Annotated in this window: 12 protein-coding genes and 1 tRNA gene; 12 read left to right on the top strand and 1 reads right to left on the bottom strand. The window is 66.2% G+C overall.

Features of this window, described 5'->3' with window-relative positions:
* Nucleotide 1: 1 nt before the first annotated feature.
* From aceK to bioB, 9 genes are all read left to right on the top strand, one after another.
* Nucleotides 2–1,804, top strand: coding sequence for a bifunctional isocitrate dehydrogenase kinase/phosphatase (gene aceK, locus AB4Y36_RS01765; protein WP_368682292.1), 1,803 nt, complete (start codon nt 2–4; stop codon nt 1,802–1,804).
* Between the two features lie 52 nt (nt 1,805–1,856).
* Nucleotides 1,857–3,053: an acetyl-CoA C-acetyltransferase gene (locus AB4Y36_RS01760; RefSeq protein ID WP_368682177.1), complete on the top strand. Its 1,197-nt coding sequence runs from the start codon at nt 1,857–1,859 to the stop codon at nt 3,051–3,053.
* An 80-nt stretch (nt 3,054–3,133) separates the two neighbouring features.
* Nucleotides 3,134–3,811 (top strand): SDR family oxidoreductase, encoded by a 678-nt coding sequence (locus AB4Y36_RS01755; RefSeq protein WP_368682176.1) that lies wholly within the window; start codon nt 3,134–3,136, stop codon nt 3,809–3,811.
* Between the two features lie 53 nt (nt 3,812–3,864).
* Nucleotides 3,865–4,329 (top strand): YchJ family protein, encoded by a 465-nt coding sequence (locus AB4Y36_RS01750; protein ID WP_368682175.1) that lies wholly within the window; start codon nt 3,865–3,867, stop codon nt 4,327–4,329.
* Nucleotides 4,330–4,894: 565 nt separating this feature from the next.
* Complete coding sequence (locus tag AB4Y36_RS01745) at nt 4,895–6,289, top strand: dienelactone hydrolase family protein (RefSeq protein WP_368682174.1); 1,395 nt, start codon at nt 4,895–4,897, stop codon at nt 6,287–6,289.
* Between the two features lie 415 nt (nt 6,290–6,704).
* Nucleotides 6,705–8,075 carry an adenosylmethionine--8-amino-7-oxononanoate transaminase gene (gene bioA / locus AB4Y36_RS01740; RefSeq protein ID WP_368682173.1) on the top strand — a complete coding sequence of 457 codons (1,371 nt, stop codon included), beginning with the start codon at nt 6,705–6,707 and terminating at the stop codon, nt 8,073–8,075.
* Nucleotide 8,076: 1 nt separating this feature from the next.
* Entirely contained in the window at nt 8,077–9,273 is a 1,197-nt protein-coding gene (bioF, locus tag AB4Y36_RS01735) for an 8-amino-7-oxononanoate synthase (protein ID WP_368682172.1), read from the top strand.
* Nucleotides 9,270–9,980 carry a dethiobiotin synthase gene (gene bioD, locus AB4Y36_RS01730; protein WP_368603996.1) on the top strand — a complete coding sequence of 237 codons (711 nt, stop codon included), beginning with the start codon at nt 9,270–9,272 and terminating at the stop codon, nt 9,978–9,980. The genes bioF and bioD overlap by 4 nt, the downstream gene beginning before the upstream one ends.
* A gap of 40 nt (nt 9,981–10,020) precedes the next feature.
* Entirely contained in the window at nt 10,021–11,106 is a 1,086-nt protein-coding gene (gene bioB, locus AB4Y36_RS01725) for a biotin synthase BioB (RefSeq protein WP_368682171.1), read from the top strand.
* Between the two features lie 79 nt (nt 11,107–11,185).
* Here the strand turns inward: bioB and cytX are convergent, their stop codons facing one another.
* Nucleotides 11,186–12,502 carry a putative hydroxymethylpyrimidine transporter CytX gene (cytX, locus tag AB4Y36_RS01720; RefSeq protein WP_069262700.1) on the bottom strand — a complete coding sequence of 439 codons (1,317 nt, stop codon included), beginning with the start codon at nt 12,500–12,502 and terminating at the stop codon, nt 11,186–11,188.
* Nucleotides 12,503–12,728: 226 nt separating this feature from the next.
* Between cytX and AB4Y36_RS01715 the strand changes: the two genes are divergently transcribed.
* From AB4Y36_RS01715 to AB4Y36_RS01705, 3 genes are all read left to right on the top strand, one after another.
* The gene (locus tag AB4Y36_RS01715; protein WP_368682170.1) at nt 12,729–14,060 is read left to right on the top strand and encodes a replication-associated recombination protein A; all 1,332 of its coding nucleotides are present in this window, start codon (nt 12,729–12,731) and stop codon (nt 14,058–14,060) included.
* Between the two features lie 97 nt (nt 14,061–14,157).
* Entirely contained in the window at nt 14,158–15,450 is a 1,293-nt protein-coding gene (gene serS / locus AB4Y36_RS01710) for a serine--tRNA ligase (RefSeq protein WP_069262699.1), read from the top strand.
* Between the two features lie 145 nt (nt 15,451–15,595).
* Nucleotides 15,596–15,686: transfer RNA gene (locus tag AB4Y36_RS01705), tRNA-Ser, on the top strand.
* Nucleotides 15,687–15,918: the final 232 nt, after the last annotated feature.

Genomic DNA, 15,918 nt, shown 5'->3' with positions numbered 1-15,918 from the left:
CATGAAACACTTCCCGAAACTGCTTTCTTCGCAGATCGGCTTCGATGTCGCGCAGACCATGCTCGACGGCTTCAACCGTCACTACCACAACTTCTGCGACGCGGCGGCGAGGGCGCGGACGTTCTTCGAGGCCGCCGACTGGCGCGCCCTGCAGCAGCTTGCGCGCGAGCGCATCGCCTCTTACGACGATCGCGTGAAGGAATGCGTGGTCGCGCTCGAAGACGAATACGGTGCCGAGAGCATCGACGACGAGGTGTGGCAGCAGATCAAGCTGCACTACATCGGCCTGCTCACGACGCACCGGCAGCCCGAATGCGCGGAGACGTTCTTCAACTCCGTGTGCTGCAAGATCCTGCATCGCTCGTACTTCAACAACGATTTCATCTTCGTGCGGCCCGCCATCTCGACCGAATACATCGAGAACGACGAGCCCGCCGCGAAGCCCACTTACCGCGCGTACTATCCGGGCAAGGACGGCGTCGCGGCGACGCTCGAGCGCATCGTCACGAACTTCCAGCTGCAGACGCCGTTCGAGGATCTCGGGCGCGACGTCGACTGCATCATGCAGACGATGCTCGACACCTTTGGTGTGGTCGAGCCCAAGCCGAACTTCCAGATTCACGTGCTGTCGTCGCTGTTTTTCCGGCACAAAGGCGCGTATATCGTCGGGCGCATCATCAACGGCGATCTGCTCGCGCCGTTCGTCGTGCCGATCCGTCATGTGGAGTCGGGCAAGCTTGCACTGGACACGGTGCTGCTGCGCACGGAGCAGCTGCTCATCCTCTTCAGCTTCTCGCACTCGTACTTTCTGGTGGACATGGAAGTGCCGTCTGCCTATGTCGAGTTTCTGCGCACCATCATGCCGCGCAAGGCCAAAGGCGAAATCTACACGTCGCTCGGGTTGCAGAAGCAGGGCAAGAACCTGTTCTATCGCGACTTGCTGCACCACCTCTCGCATTCGAGCGACCAGTTCATCGTCGCGCCCGGCATCCGCGGCATGGTGATGATCGTGTTCACGCTGCCTTCGTATCCGTATGTGTTCAAGGTCATCAAGGACAGCTTTCCCGCGCCGAAAGAGACTACGCGCGAGCAGGTCGAAGCGAAGTATCAGCTCGTGAAGCGCCACGACCGGCTTGGGCGCCTTGCCGACACGCTGGAATATTCGAGCGTGGCGCTGCCCATCGCGCGGCTCGACCACGCGCTCGTGCGCGAGCTGCAGACGCTGGCGCCCTCGATGCTCGAGTACGAGGGCGATAACCTCGTGATCCGTCACGTCTACATCGAGCGGCGCATGGTGCCGCTCAATCTCTATCTGCAGAACGGCAGCGACGCGGAAGTCGAGCATGGCATTCGCGAATACGGCAACGCGATCAAGGACCTGCTGCGCGCGAACATCTTTCCGGGCGACATGCTCTACAAGAACTTTGGCGTGACGCGCAACGGCCGCGTGGTGTTTTACGACTACGACGAGATCGAATACCTCACCGACTGCAACGTGCGCGCCGTGCCGCCGCCGCGTAATGAGGAAGACGAACTATCGGGCGAGCCATGGTACCCGGTCGGCCCGCGCGACATCTTTCCGGAGACGTACGGCACATTTTTGCTCGGCGATCCGCGCGTGAAGCGCGCATTTCTCGCCCATCACGCGGACTTCTTCGAGCCCGGGCTCTGGCAGGAAAGCCGCGCGAGGCTCATCGCGGGCGAAGTGCCGGACTGCTTTCCCTACGACGCATCGATTCGTTTCAGCGTGTGTTACCCGGAACGTTTCGCGCGTGAAGACGCGCCGGTCGTGCGGGTTGCCTGAACGCGCGTGCGGCCAACAGCGAATGCAAACGGATTCATCAAGGAGCACAAACATGAGTGAGACGCAAAAGCAGGACGCCATCGTGATCGTTTCGGCGGTGCGCACGCCGATGGCGGGTTTTCAGGGTGATTTCGCGACGCTCACCGCGCCGCAGCTCGGCGCGGCGGCGATCGCGGCGGCCGTCGAGCGCGCCGGGTTGAAGCCCGAACAGGTCGACGAGGTCGTGATGGGCTGCGTGCTGCCCGCGGGGCAGGGCCAGGCGCCCGCGCGCCAGGCGGCGCTCGGCGCGGGGCTGCCGCTCGCAGCGGGTGCCACGACCGTCAACAAGATGTGCGGCTCGGGCATGCGCGCGGCGATGTTCGCGCACGACATGCTGCTGGCGGGCTCGGCCGATGTGATCGTCGCGGGCGGCATGGAGAGCATGTCGAACGCGCCTTATCTGCTGCCGAAGGCGCGCTCCGGCATGCGCATGGGCCACGGCCAGGTGCTCGACCACATGTTCCTCGACGGCCTCGAAGACGCCTATGACAAGGGCCGCCTGATGGGCACGTTCGCGGAAGAATGCGCGGGCGAGTACGACTTCTCGCGCGAGCGCCAGGACGCGTTCGCGATCGAGTCGCTCAAGCGCGCGAAACGCGCCAACGAGGACGGCTCGTTCGCATGGGAGATCGCGCCGGTGAAGGTGGCCTCGCGCGCAGGCGAAACGACCATCGAACGCGACGAGCAGCCGTTCAAGGCCAATCTCGACAAGATCCCGACGCTCAAGCCCGCGTTCAGCAAAACCGGCACGGTGACGGCGGCGAATTCGTCGTCGATTTCGGACGGCGCGGCGGCGCTCGTGATGATGCGCGAATCGACGGCGAAGCAACTCGGCCTCAAGCCGCTCGCACGCGTGACGGGCCATTCGACCTTTGCACAGCAGCCCGCGAAGTTCACGACGGCGCCGGTGGGTGCGATCAGGAAGCTGTTCGAGAAGACCGGCTGGGCGGCGGGCGACGTCGATCTCTACGAGATCAACGAGGCCTTTGCCGTGGTCACGATGGCCGCGATGAAGGAGCACGATCTGCCGCACGAGAAGGTCAACGTGAACGGCGGCGCGTGTGCGCTCGGTCACCCGATCGGCGCTTCGGGCGCACGCATTCTCGTGACGCTGATCGGCGCATTGCGCGCACGCGGCGGCAAACGCGGCGTGGCGACGTTGTGCATCGGCGGCGGAGAGGCCACGGCGATGGGCGTCGAACTGCTGTAGGCTGGCGCCAGACGAAGCGCGCCGCATTGCAAGGCGGCGCGCTGCAGCGGTTTCCATGCACGGACAAGCAAGGTGACGAGATGAAAACAGCGTTGATCGTGGGCGCGTCGCGGGGCCTGGGTTTCGAGTTCGCGCGGCAGTATGCGAAAGCCGGCTGGCGCGTGCTGGCCACGGCGCGCGGGCCCGAAGCGCTCGAAGCCCTGCGCGCAATCGGCGCGCAGACCTTCCAGCTCGACATCGCGCGGCCCGAGGAAATTGCTGCGCTCGGCTGGAAGCTCGACGGCGAACGGCTCGACGTGGCGCTCGTCGTCTGCGGCGTCTACGGCCCGCGCACCGAGGGCGTGGAGACCATCACGGCCGAAGACTTCGAATACGTGATGAACACCAACGTGCGCGGTCCGATGCAACTGATCCCCGTTCTGTTGCCGCTCGTCGACGACGCCCACGGCGTGCTCGGCGTGCTGTCGAGCCGCATGGGCAGCATTGCGGAGACCACGGGCACGACGGGCTGGCTCTATCGCGCGAGCAAGGCCGCGCTCAACGACGTGCTGAAGATCACCTCGCTGCAAACTCGCCGCGCCACCTGCGTCGCGCTGCATCCGGGCTGGGTGCGCACCGACATGGGCGGCGCGCGCGCGGCGATCGACCCGGCGGTGAGCGTCGCCGGCATGCGCGAGGTGGTGGCCGAGGCGGCCGCCGCGCGCGACGTCTTCAATGGCCGCTTCTTCCAGTACGACGGCACCGAACTCGACTGGTAAAGCGCCGCCCGTCTGCGCTACGCTTGCGGCCTCTCGCAACGGAGCCTCGACCCATGGACGCTGAAACCGCGCGCGTTGTCTCGCCCGCCACCCGGCCCACCGATTGTCCTTGCGGCGGCGCTGCGCCCAACCAGAAGGCGGTCAGCAAGCCGCCGCGTTACGCGCAGTGCTGTGGCCGCTTCATCGACGCAGCGGCGATCCCCGCCACGGCGCTCGAGCTGATGCGCTCGCGCTACACGGCCTACGTGCTGGGTGAGGAGGCGTATCTGCGCTCGACGTGGGCGCCCGAAACCTGTCCCGCCGATCTCGACGTCGATCCCGCAGCCGAAGGCGCCCCGCGCTGGCTGGGTCTCGCGGTGAAGCGCCACGAACAACGCGACGACGCGCACGCGATCGTCGAATTCGTCGCGCGCTACAAAACGGGCGGCCGCGCGTTCCGGCTGCACGAGACGAGCCGCTTTACGCGCGGCGACGACGGCCGCTGGCGTTATGTTGACGGCGACGTTTCGTCGGGCTAACGAATAACTGACTGCCGGCAATATTTTCCGCAGCGAATTCCCTCGCCGGTTCTCTCTAACGACGCCAAAATTAATGCCTTTGCAAACAGGCGCTTACTGCAGAATCCCGCGGCTGTTGTCCGCGCGCGACGCTCACCACCCGGACCTTTTTTAAAACGCGCACGTCCGGCGCGTGCCGAAAGTGCTGTGTCCGCCTTGCCTCGTAGGGCCGCGCGAGGTTGGCATGCGTTATGCCGGGTTAGCCCTGAATTGCACAACAAATATTTGTCGTGCGAGTATCTAATCACGGTGCCCCGCACGATACGTAAGTGCATAGTGAAGAAGTTTCTTCACGTGATGCGTGTATCGACTGCAACGGGTGCTGGCGGCGGGTCTGATCGACGATAGAACTGCGCCGCGCAGGTGTTCCGATCGATGCAATTCCACGTTACGGGTACACGCCCGCTCCTGGCGTCGCGGCCAGGCGCAACGGTGTCTCGTTGTGCCCTGAAAGGGCTGAAGCGTGGGTAATGGTCGGACGGTTGTCGGATTCACAGCAGCAGGTCTTTTGCAGGTGGTGTAGCGCATGGCGTTCAGGAAGCTCCTTACCGGATGGGTCGTAGCCGGCACCGCGTGTGTGCTTTCGGTGGCTCACGCAGCGTCGCTTTCCGATCCGGCAAGTGCGAGCGCGAACGCGCAACTCGCCGCCAACACCCCGGCCACGCATTCCGCCAACGGCCCCCAATCCAGCCTCGCAGGCGGTCCCCTCGGCAGCGCCAACGTGCCGCGCATCGCGCTCGACGACGCGTATCTGCCCGTCGTGCCCGCCAGCATGAACGAGCAGGTGATCCGCGTTCCCGTCGATGCATCGGGTGACGTCACGCTCGAAACCACGATTTACCGCCCGAACGGCCCCGGCCCGTTCCCGATGGTGATCTTCAACCACGGCAAGATTCCCGGCGACCCGCACCTCCAGTCACGCAGCGACCCGCTCTCGTTCGCGCGCGAATTCGTGCGCCGCGGCTACGTCGTCGTCGCGCCGAACCGCCAGGGCTTCGCGGAGTCGGGCGGCTCGTATCAGCAGGACGGCTGCGATGTCGCGAACAACGGCCTCGGCCAGGCGGCCGATGTTGCTTCGACCATCGCGTACATGTCGAAGCAGCCTTATGTCGACGCGAGCCAGATCATCGTCGCGGGCACCTCGCACGGCGGCCTTGCCACCATGGCCTATGGCACCGAGGCGGCCAACGGCGTGCGCGCACTCATCAACTTCTCGGGCGGCCTGCGCCAGGACGCCTGCACGGGTTGGCAGAACAACCTGACGCAGGCATTCGGCGACTATGGCGGCAAGGCCCGCGTGGCCTCGCTCTGGCTCTACGGCGACAACGACTCGGTCTGGTCGCCCGATCTCGTCGCGAAGATGTTCGCCGCTTACCGCGACGCGCAGACGGGTGAGGATCACCCGGCCGCGACGGCAAAGCTCGTGGACTTCGGCGCCTACAAGAACGACGCGCATCGCCTCGTGGGCGATCGCGACGGCGTGAGGATCTGGTGGCCGACGGTCGAGGCGTTCCTCGCCAACCGCGGCCTGCCGACGGCGGTGCAGTATCGCGTGGCCTCGCCGGTCGCGCCGCGCGGCACCGGCTTCGCGCAAATCGACTCGGTCGGCGCGGTGCCGTTCGTCGATCAGGCGGGCCGCGACGGTTATCGCAACTTCCTCAAGCAGTATCCGAGCCGCGCCTTCGCGGTGTCCGACTCCGGCGCGTGGTCGTGGGCCGAAGGCGGCGACAATCCGATGGCCGTGGCGATCTCGAACTGTGAAAAGCACAGCGCCGATCCTTGCCGCCTCTATGCCGTCAACAACACGGTGGTCTGGAACAACGGCGGCACGCAGACCGCCCAGACCGACGAGAGCGACACCACGCGCGCCACGGCGGACAACACCGCCAACGACAGCGACCACCCGCTGGCGAGCCGGTAAGGACCGCTGCCCGGCGAGCGCCGGGCTCACACTCTCCATCGCGTTTGAAGCTTGCGGCCCCAGAGCGGGCCGCTTTGCTTTTGCGCGGCCCATTGCCTCGCACGCAACCCGTTGTGCCGCCCACTATCGGCTGACTTTCGCGCGCCTGCGCCGGCGGACGCGTCGCCAAAAATATCCGCCGCGCCGTCCCGCGTTCTGCAATTTCGCACCGCCGCGCAGATTTTTTTGCATAAGGCGGCTTCACTTTGCCGTCGTCATCTCCGCGCATTTCTGGTCTTTCTTTTCCATCGGTCCGGAGTTGTCCCGAACGGCGCGAAACGCCGCGCCGCCGTGCGTTGGAGGGCGATTTCCGGGGTAGTGCATTGCGGCAGCTAACACGTTAATCTCGGTCCCGCTGTCGTATCGGGAGTCGTATTTGAATTCGCAATCTCACCTTGCCCGCGAAGATCGCGCCGCGACCGATTGGGTCGCTCGCAGCCTGCGCGCCGTGTGGCACCCTTGCACCCAGATGAAACATCACGAGCGCCTGCCGCTCGTGGCCGTCGCACGCGGCGAAGGCCCGTGGCTGCACGACCGCGAGGGCCGCCGTTACCTGGACGCGATCAGTTCGTGGTGGGTGAACCTCTTCGGCCACGCCAACGCCTCGATCAATGCCGCGCTCAAGGCGCAACTCGACACGCTCGAGCACGTCATGCTCGCGGGCTGCACGCACGAGCCCGCCGTGGAGCTCGCCGAGCGGCTGTCGGCGCGCACGGGCGGCGTGCTCGGCCACGCGTTCTTCGCTTCCGACGGCGCGTCGGCCGTCGAAATCGCGCTCAAGATGAGCTTTCATTCGTGGCGCAACCGCGGCGAGAGCGGCAAGCGTGAATTCGTCTGCCTTGCCAACAGCTATCACGGCGAGACCATCGGCGCGCTCGGCGTGACCGATGTGAAGCTCTTCAGGGATGCGTACGATCCGTTGCTGCATCACGCGCATGTGGTCGCTTCGCCCGACGCCCGCGCGGCGCAACCCGGCCAAACGGCGGCGGATGTCGCCGTGCGCGCGCTGGCCGATGTCGAGCGTCTTTTCATCGAGCGCGAGGGGCGCATCGCTGCGTTGATCGTCGAGCCGCTCGTGCAGTGCGCCGCCGGCATGGCGATGCACGATCCCGCGTATCTCGAGGGCCTGCGCGCGCTGTGCGACCGCCATCGCGTTCACCTGATCGCCGATGAAATCGCCGTCGGCTGCGGGCGCACCGGCACGTTCTTCGCGTGCGAGCAGGCCGACATCTGGCCCGATCTGCTCACGCTCTCGAAGGGCATCAGCGGCGGCTATCTGCCGCTTTCGATCGTGCTGTCGCGCGACGCGATCTACGAGTCGTTCTACGACGACGACACGACGCGCGGCTTCCTCCATTCGCATTCGTACACGGGCAATCCGCTCGCGTGCCGCGCCGCGCTCGCCACGCTCGATTTGTTCGAGCGCGATGACGTGCTGGTTGCGAACGCGCGCAAATCGGCGCATCTGCGCGAATTGTTCGATCCTCTCGCCGAGCATCCGCTCGTGCGCAACCTGCGCCAGTGCGGCACGATTCTCGCGTTCGACGTGGCGCTCGAAGACGCGCAGCGCGCGGCGACGTTTTCGCGCCGCTTCTTCGAAAACGCACTGCAGCGCGAACTGCTGCTGCGCCCGATCGGTACGACGGTCTACGTCATGCCGCCGTATATTCTGGACAACGAAATGCAGGCGTTCCTCGCTGCACGCACGCGCGAGACTTTCGACGCCACCGTCGCGGAGGACCTCTGACATGGCATTGCTCGATACCCTCGAACAGGGCTTGCGCGATATCGACGCGCACGGCCTGCGCCGGCGCCGCCGCACCGCCGAGACGCCTTGCAGCGCCCATATGCAGGTGGACGGCCGCGCGACTATCGGTTTTGCCAGCAACGACTATCTCGGCCTCGCCGCGCACCCGCAATTGGTCGCGGCCATCGCTGAAGGCGCGCAGCGTTACGGCGCGGGCAGCGGCGGCTCGCATCTGCTCGGTGGACACTCGCGCGCTCACGCCCAGCTCGAAGACGATCTCGCGGCATTCGCGGGCACCTTCGTCGCTGCGCCGCGCGCGCTGTACTTCAGCACCGGCTACATGGCCAACCTGGCCGTGCTCACGGCGCTCGCGGGGCGCGGCACGACGATCTTTTCCGATGCGCTCAACCACGCCTCGCTGATCGACGGCGCGCGGCTCTCGCGCGCCGACATCCAGATCTATCCGCATGCCGACATGGCGGCGCTCGCCGCGATGCTCGAAGCCTCCGACGCGAGCGCGAAGCTGATCGTGAGCGACACGGTGTTCAGCATGGACGGCGATGTCGCGCCGCTCGCGCGTCTCGTCGAACTCGCGCGACAGCATGGCGCGTGGCTCGTGGTCGACGACGCACATGGTTTCGGCGTACTGGGCCCGCAGGGCCGCGGCTCGCTCGCGCAAGCCGCGCTGCGCTCGGAGCATCTCGTGATGGTCGGCACACTCGGGAAGGCGGCGGGCGTGTCGGGCGCGTTTATTTGCGCGCATGGCACCGTGATCGAGTGGCTTGTGCAGCGTGCGCGTCCGTACATCTTCACCACGGCTTCGTCGCCGGCGGTTGCGCATGCGGTGTCCGCGAGCCTGCGTTTGATCGAAGGCGAGGAGGGCAATGCGCGCCGCGCGCATCTCGAACATCTGATCGCGCGCACGCGTGCGCTGCTCAGCGATACCTGCTGGCAACCCGTCGATTCGCATACCGCCGTGCAGCCGCTCGTCATCGGCGCGAACGAGGCGACGCTCGCGCTGCAGGCCACGCTCGAGCGCGACGGCCTGTGGGTGCCCGCCATTCGTCCACCGACCGTGCCCGAGGGCACCTCGCGTCTGCGCATTTCGCTCTCCGCTGCGCATTCGGATGCCGACCTCGACCGGCTGAACGCATCGCTGCAACGCGCGAGCCTCGAAGCACGGGAGCTTGTGCAATGACGGTTTCGCTTTTCGTCACCGGCACCGATACTGAGATCGGCAAGACCTTCGTGAGCGCGGCGCTGCTGCGCGGCTTCGCCCGCGCGGGGCTGCGCGCCACGGCGCTCAAGCCGATCGCCGCGGGCGCTTACGAGCGCGACGGCGTGTGGCACAACGAGGACGCCGATCAGCTCGACGCCGCCGCGAGCGTGCTGCTGCCGCCCGAGATCCGCACGCCGTTCCTGCTCAAGGAGCCCGCCGCGCCGCACATCGCCGCCGCGCTCGAAGGCGTGACGCTCGATATGGCGCGCATCGTCGATTGCTACGAGGCGGCCTGCGAGCGCGCGGATGCCGTCGTCGTGGAAGGCGTGGGCGGTTTTCGCGTGCCTCTTACGCCGACCGAAGACACCGCCGATCTCGCCGTCGCGCTCGGTCTGCCCGTCGTGCTCGTGGTGGGCATGCGCCTCGGCTGCATCAGCCACGCGCTGCTCACTGCCGAAGCGATTGCCGCGCGCGGATTGACGCTCGCGGGCTGGGTCGCGAACCGTATCGACCCGGCCATGACGTTCCCCGAGGAAAACATCGGCACGCTGCGCGAGCGCCTCGCCGCCCAGTACGGCGCGCCGCTCGTCGGCGTCGTGCCGCACATGCGCGGTGCGAGCGCCGACGACGCAGCCGGACATCTGAACATCGATGCGTTGCTCGCACGCCTGCGCGCCAACGCGTAATGCAAGACAAGCACAGTCACGTAAAGAAGGACCCGACACCATGACGCAAACCCACATCGACATCACAACGCTCAAGGCCACCGCACCGAGCGCCCAGGCCGCAGCCGAAGCCGCCGCGCGCTGGAAAGTCGCCGACGTCGCCGCACTGTACGAGCTGCCGTTCAACGACCTGATGTTCCGCGCGCAGCAGGTGCATCGCGAGCATTTCGATGCGAACGCCGTGCAGCTTTCCACGCTTCTCTCGATCAAGACCGGCGGCTGCGAGGAAGACTGCGCGTACTGCCCGCAATCGGCGCATCACGACACGGAACTGGAAGCCGGCAAGCTGATGGAAGTCGACGCCGTGCTGGACGCGGCGCGCGCGGCCAAGGCAAACGGCGCGACGCGCTTTTGCATGGGCGCGGCGTGGCGCAATCCGAAGGATCGCCACCTCGAACCGATCAAGGACATGATCCGCGGCGTGAAGGCGATGGGTCTCGAAACCTGCGTGACGCTCGGCATGCTCGAAGATCACCAGGCGAAGGCGTTGGCCGATGCGGGCCTCGACTACTACAACCATAACCTCGATACGTCGCCGGAGTTCTACGGCAAGATCATTTCGACGCGCACCTACGAGGACCGCCTCGAGACGCTCGAACGCGTGCGTGACGCGGGCATCAACGTGTGCTGCGGCGGCATCGTCGGCATGGGCGAGTCGCGCCGCGAGCGCGCGGGCCTGATCGCCCAGCTCGCGAACATGGAGCCGTATCCGGAGTCGGTGCCCATCAACAACCTCGTGCAAGTCGCGGGCACGCCGCTCGAAGGCACGGAACCGATCGACCCGTTCGAATTCGTGCGCACGATCGCGGTGGCGCGCATCACGATGCCGAAGGCGATGGTGCGCCTCTCGGCGGGCCGCGAGCAGATGGACGACGCGCTCCAGGCACTGTGCTTCATGGCGGGCGCGAACTCGATTTTCTACGGCGACCAGCTGCTCACCACGAGCAACCCGCAGGCGCAAGCCGACCGCAAGCTGCTGCAGCGCCTGGGCATCACGGCGCAGGCCGCGCAGCATCTGCCCGCCGACGACCACGCTCATCACGACCATCACGGTCATGCGCACGGCGGCTGCGGCCATTGCGAGTGACGCTGCGCATGTCGCCAAAAGCAAAAACGCCAGGCTGCGAAGCCTGGCGTTTTTTATTGTCCAGCGAAAGTACGGCGCGTTACGCGTAAGCCGCGCGCCGGCGCCCCGCGAGCACGAGATAGCACAGGGCGCCGATCACGAGCGAAGGCAGCGTCGCGCCGAGGTTCGGCAGCCACTGGTTGAGCGCCTGATACGCGCCGAAACCGACCACCCACGCGACGAACGCGCTCACGTGCCAGCCGCCCGAATAGCCATAGGCGCCGTTCAGATCGGCGAGGGCCTGGGTGTCGATGCGGCGGCGGCGCACGATGAAGTGATCGGCGAGCACTACCCCGAAGAGCGGCGCGAACACCGAGCCGATAAAGAGCAGGAAGTTCTCGTACTTCGCCATCGGCACGACGAGGCCGATCAGCGTGCACAGCGCGCCGAACGCCGCCGAGAGCCAGGGCACACTGGCGCGCGTCCAGAACGTGCCGGTCGAGACCGCGGCCGAGTGGATATCGGCGAAGGCGTTGTCGATTTCGTCGATCAGCACGAGCAGCAGCGCGAAGCCGCCGCCGGCCTGCGCGAGCGCCGTGGTGAGGAGGGCGTCGCCGCCGCCCGCGGCGAGGCCGTAGATCGCGCCGAGCGCATAGAACCACAGGTTCGCGATGCCATAGCCGAACAGCGTGCCGCGGAAGGTTTCGCCCGCCTTGCGGCCGAACCGCGTGTAGTCGGCGATGAGCGGCAGCCACGAGAGCGGCATCGCCACCACGAGGTCGATGGCGCTGCCAAACGGCATTTCGCCCGTGCCGGGGCGGCGCATCAGCGCGCCCAGGTCCTGCTTCACGAGCAGGCTCCACGTGAGCCAGGCGGCGCCCGCGAGCAGCAGCCAGATGCCCCACGTGCGCAGGAAGCGCCGCACGAACGAGAGCGGCCCGCTCACGGCGAGCAGCGTGGCGAGCACGCCGAAGATCACGGTCCAGACGAGCGGCATCGACAGGCCGAAGGCTTGTTTGGCGAGCGCATCGGCGGAATCGCGCATCACGATGATCTCGAACGAGCCCCAGCCCACGAGCTGCACCATGTTGATGACGGCCGGCACCGACACGCCACGAACGCCAAGCGTCGGGCGCAGCGACGACATGGCGGCGAGGCCCGTGTCCGTGCCGATCACGCCCGCGAGCGCGAGCAGCACGACGCCGATCACGCTGCCGATGACGATGGCCATAAGCGCGTGGGGCAGCGAGAGGCCCGGCACGAGCAGCGCGCCTGCCTGCGCGACGAGCAGGCCGATGCCGAGCGAAAACCATAGCGCGAAGGCGTCGCCGGTGCGGAACTGGCGGCGCGCGTCGGGCACGGGCACATTCGGCGCGTAGGTGGAGCCGGTCTCGCCGGCGTGCGAATCTTGAGTCATGTGGAACGCTTTCCTCTGTATCGTCTGTTTTGTCTGTTTTGTCCGGGTGCGTTGGCTTCAGCAGCTCGGCCCGCGCTTCGCGCCGCGGCGCACGCTGTCATAATGCACGACTGCATCCGGTGCGGCGCGCCGTTTTGTGGAGCGGGGCGCTGTGTCCCCGAATCTGCCACCGAATTTGCCGCACATGTGCGGCCAGCCGGAAAGCCGTCATTATCGCGAAAACGTCATGTTTGAAGAAACCCGTGCCAACGTCCCGCTCGCCGAACGGCTGCGCCCGCGCTCCATCGACGAGGTCATCGGCCAGAAGCATCTGCTCGGGCCCAACAAGCCGCTGCGCGTCGCGTTCGAGTCCGGCGAAGCGCATTCGATGATTCTCTGGGGGCCGCCGGGCGTGGGCAAGACCACGCTCGCGCGCCTCATGGCCGATGCCTTCCACGCCGAATTCATTGCGCTCTCGGCGGTGCTTTCGGGCGTGAAGGACATCCGCGAGGCCGTGGAGCAGGCGCAACTGCATCGCGCACATGGCCACCAGACGCTCGTGTTCGTCGACGAAGTCCATCGCTTCAACAAGAGCCAGCAAGACGCCTTCCTGCCGCACGTGGAGTCGGGCCTCTTCGTGTTCGTCGGCGCGACGACGGAAAACCCGTCGTTCGAGGTGAACAGCGCACTGCTGTCCCGCGCCGCCGTGTACGTGCTCAAGAGCCTCGACGAGGAAGAGCAGGGCGAACTGCTCGCGCGCGCGAGCGAGGAACTGGGCGGCCTGACTTTCACGGATGAAGCGAAGAAGGCGTTGATCGGTTCCGCCGACGGCGACGGGCGCAAGCTCCTGAACAACCTCGAAATCGTCGCGCGCGCGGCCGCCCAGCAGAAGAAGACCGAGATCGACGGCGAACTGCTCGGCAGCGCGCTGGCGGAGAACCTGCGCCGCTTCGACAAGGGCGGCGACGCCTTCTACGACCAGATCAGCGCGCTGCACAAGTCGGTGCGCGGCAGCAATCCGGACGGCGCGCTCTACTGGTTCTGCCGCATGCTCGACGGCGGCGCGGACCCGCGCTATCTCGCGCGGCGCATCGTGCGCATGGCGTGGGAGGACATCGGCCTGGCCGACCCGCGCGCCGGGCGCATCACGCTCGATGCCGCTGAAACCTACGAGCGCCTCGGTTCGCCCGAAGGCGAACTCGCGCTCGCGCAGGCCGTGATCTATCTGGCCGTCGCGCCGAAGTCGAACGCGGGCTACAACGCCTATAACGAGGCGCGGCGCTTCGTGAGCAAGGACCAGTCGCGCGCGGTGCCCATCCATCTGCGCAATGCGCCGACGAAGCTGATGAAGGAGCTGGGCTACGGTCACGAATATCGCTACGCGCACGACGAACCCGACGCCTACGCAGCCGGCGAGACCTATCTGCCCGACGGCATGCGCGAGCCGCGCTGGTATCAGCCCACGCCGCGCGGGCTCGAGGGCAAGATCGGCGAAAAGCTCGCGCGCCTGGCCGACCTCGACGCGCACTGGCGCGAGGAGCACCGCGAGGACATCCGCGAGAGGAAGCGCAAGGGCTGAATCGCCCCGAACAACGGCGATGCCCGCCGCGCCGGGATGGCGCGGCCGGTGCGCTAAAATCGTCCCTTCACACAACGACACTGCGTCTCACAATCCCATGCTCGACATCCAGCTGCTGCGCAAAGACCTCGACGGCGTCGCGAAGCGCCTCGCCGACCGCGGCTACACCCTCGACGTCGCGGCCTTCTCCGCGCTCGAAGCGGAACGCCGCGCCATCCAGACCCGCACCGAAGAGCTCCAGGCGCGCCGCAACAGCCTGTCGAAGCAGATCGGCGCGATGAAAGGCCGTGGCGAGGACACCTCGGCGGTCATGGCCGAAGTGGGCGGCATCGGCGACGAGATGAAGACGTCGGCGGCCAAGCTCGACGAGATCCAGTCGAAGCTCTCGGACCTGCTGCTCGGCGTGCCGAACCTGCCGCACGAAAGCGTGCCCGCGGGCAAGGACGAGGCCGACAACGTGGAAGTGCGCCGCTGGGGCACGCCGCGCGCGTTCGACTTCGAGGTGAAGGATCACGTGGACGTCGGTACGCCGCTGGGTCTGGACTTCGAAACGGGCGCGAAGCTCTCGGGCGCCCGCTTCACGATGCTGCGCGGCCAGATCGCGCGTCTGCACCGCGCGCTCGCGCAGTTCATGATCGACACCCACACGCTCCACCACGGCTACACGGAAACGTACACGCCCTACATCGTCAACCCGGAAATTCTGTACGGCACGGGCCAGCTGCCCAAGTTCGCCGACGACATGTTCCGCGTGGAAAAGGGCGGCGGCGAAAACACGGTCACCCAGTACCTCATTTCGACCTCGGAAATCTCGCTCACGAACACCGTGCGCGAGAGCATCGTGGAAGGCAGCGCGCTGCCGATCAAGCTCACGGCGCATTCGCCGTGCTTCCGCTCGGAAGCCGGTTCGTATGGCCGCGACACGCGCGGCATGATCCGTCAGCACCAGTTCGATAAGGTCGAGATGGTGCAGATCGTTGCGCCCGAAACGTCGTACGACGCGCTCGAGCAGATGGTCGTCCACGCGGAAACCATCCTGCAGAAGCTCGGCCTGCCGTATCGCGTCATCACGCTGTGCACGGGCGACATGGGTTTCTCGGCCACCAAGACGTATGACCTCGAAGTGTGGCTGCCTGCGCAGAACACGTATCGCGAAATTTCGAGCTGCTCGAACACGGAAGCGTTCCAGGCGCGCCGCATGCAGGCGCGCTATCGCAACGCGCAGGGCAAGCCGGAACTCGTGCACACGCTCAACGGCTCGGGCCTCGCCGTCGGCCGCACGCTGGTTGCCGTGCTGGAGAACTATCAGGAAGCCGATGGCTCGGTCGCCGTGCCGGAGGTGCTGCGGCCGTATATGGGCGGCGTGGCGCGTCTCGAAGCCGGCGCCTGAGGCGCTGTCTCGCGCGCAGGACATGTGATTCCTTGCCCTCGAAACTTTTTTCCGATGAGGGCTTGCAGAAGTCAAAAAATGTTCTATAATCTTCGCTTCTCCGGTTGCCGACCAACACCGGGGAAGCAGTAAAGAGCCGTACACCGGAGAGGTGGCAGAGTGGTCGAATGTACCTGACTCGAAATCAGGCGTACGGTTTCCCCGTACCGTGGGTTCGAATCCCACCCTCTCCGCCAGATTCAGAAAACCCCTGCATGCTTACCCGCTGCAGGGGTTTTTGCTTTTCTGCTCGAGTTCCGGCATGCAGGCCGGCGCGCGCATTCACTTGCGCTTGGGGTCATGATCGGACTGCCAGCGCGCGATGTAAGATATTTCTCATTCTTGACGGCGGCTTTTGCTCGAACGATCGGAGATCTCTGAAAATTCGGCGTCCGGCGTCATCGGGATGACACAGATTGCTGCGGGTTG

This window comes from Paraburkholderia sp. BR10936 (assembly GCF_040965735.1).
Lineage (GTDB): Bacteria > Pseudomonadota > Gammaproteobacteria > Burkholderiales > Burkholderiaceae > Paraburkholderia > Paraburkholderia nodosa_A.
Note: the sequence above shows the minus strand (reverse complement) of the source record. Positions and strands in the feature narration are given on the sequence as shown.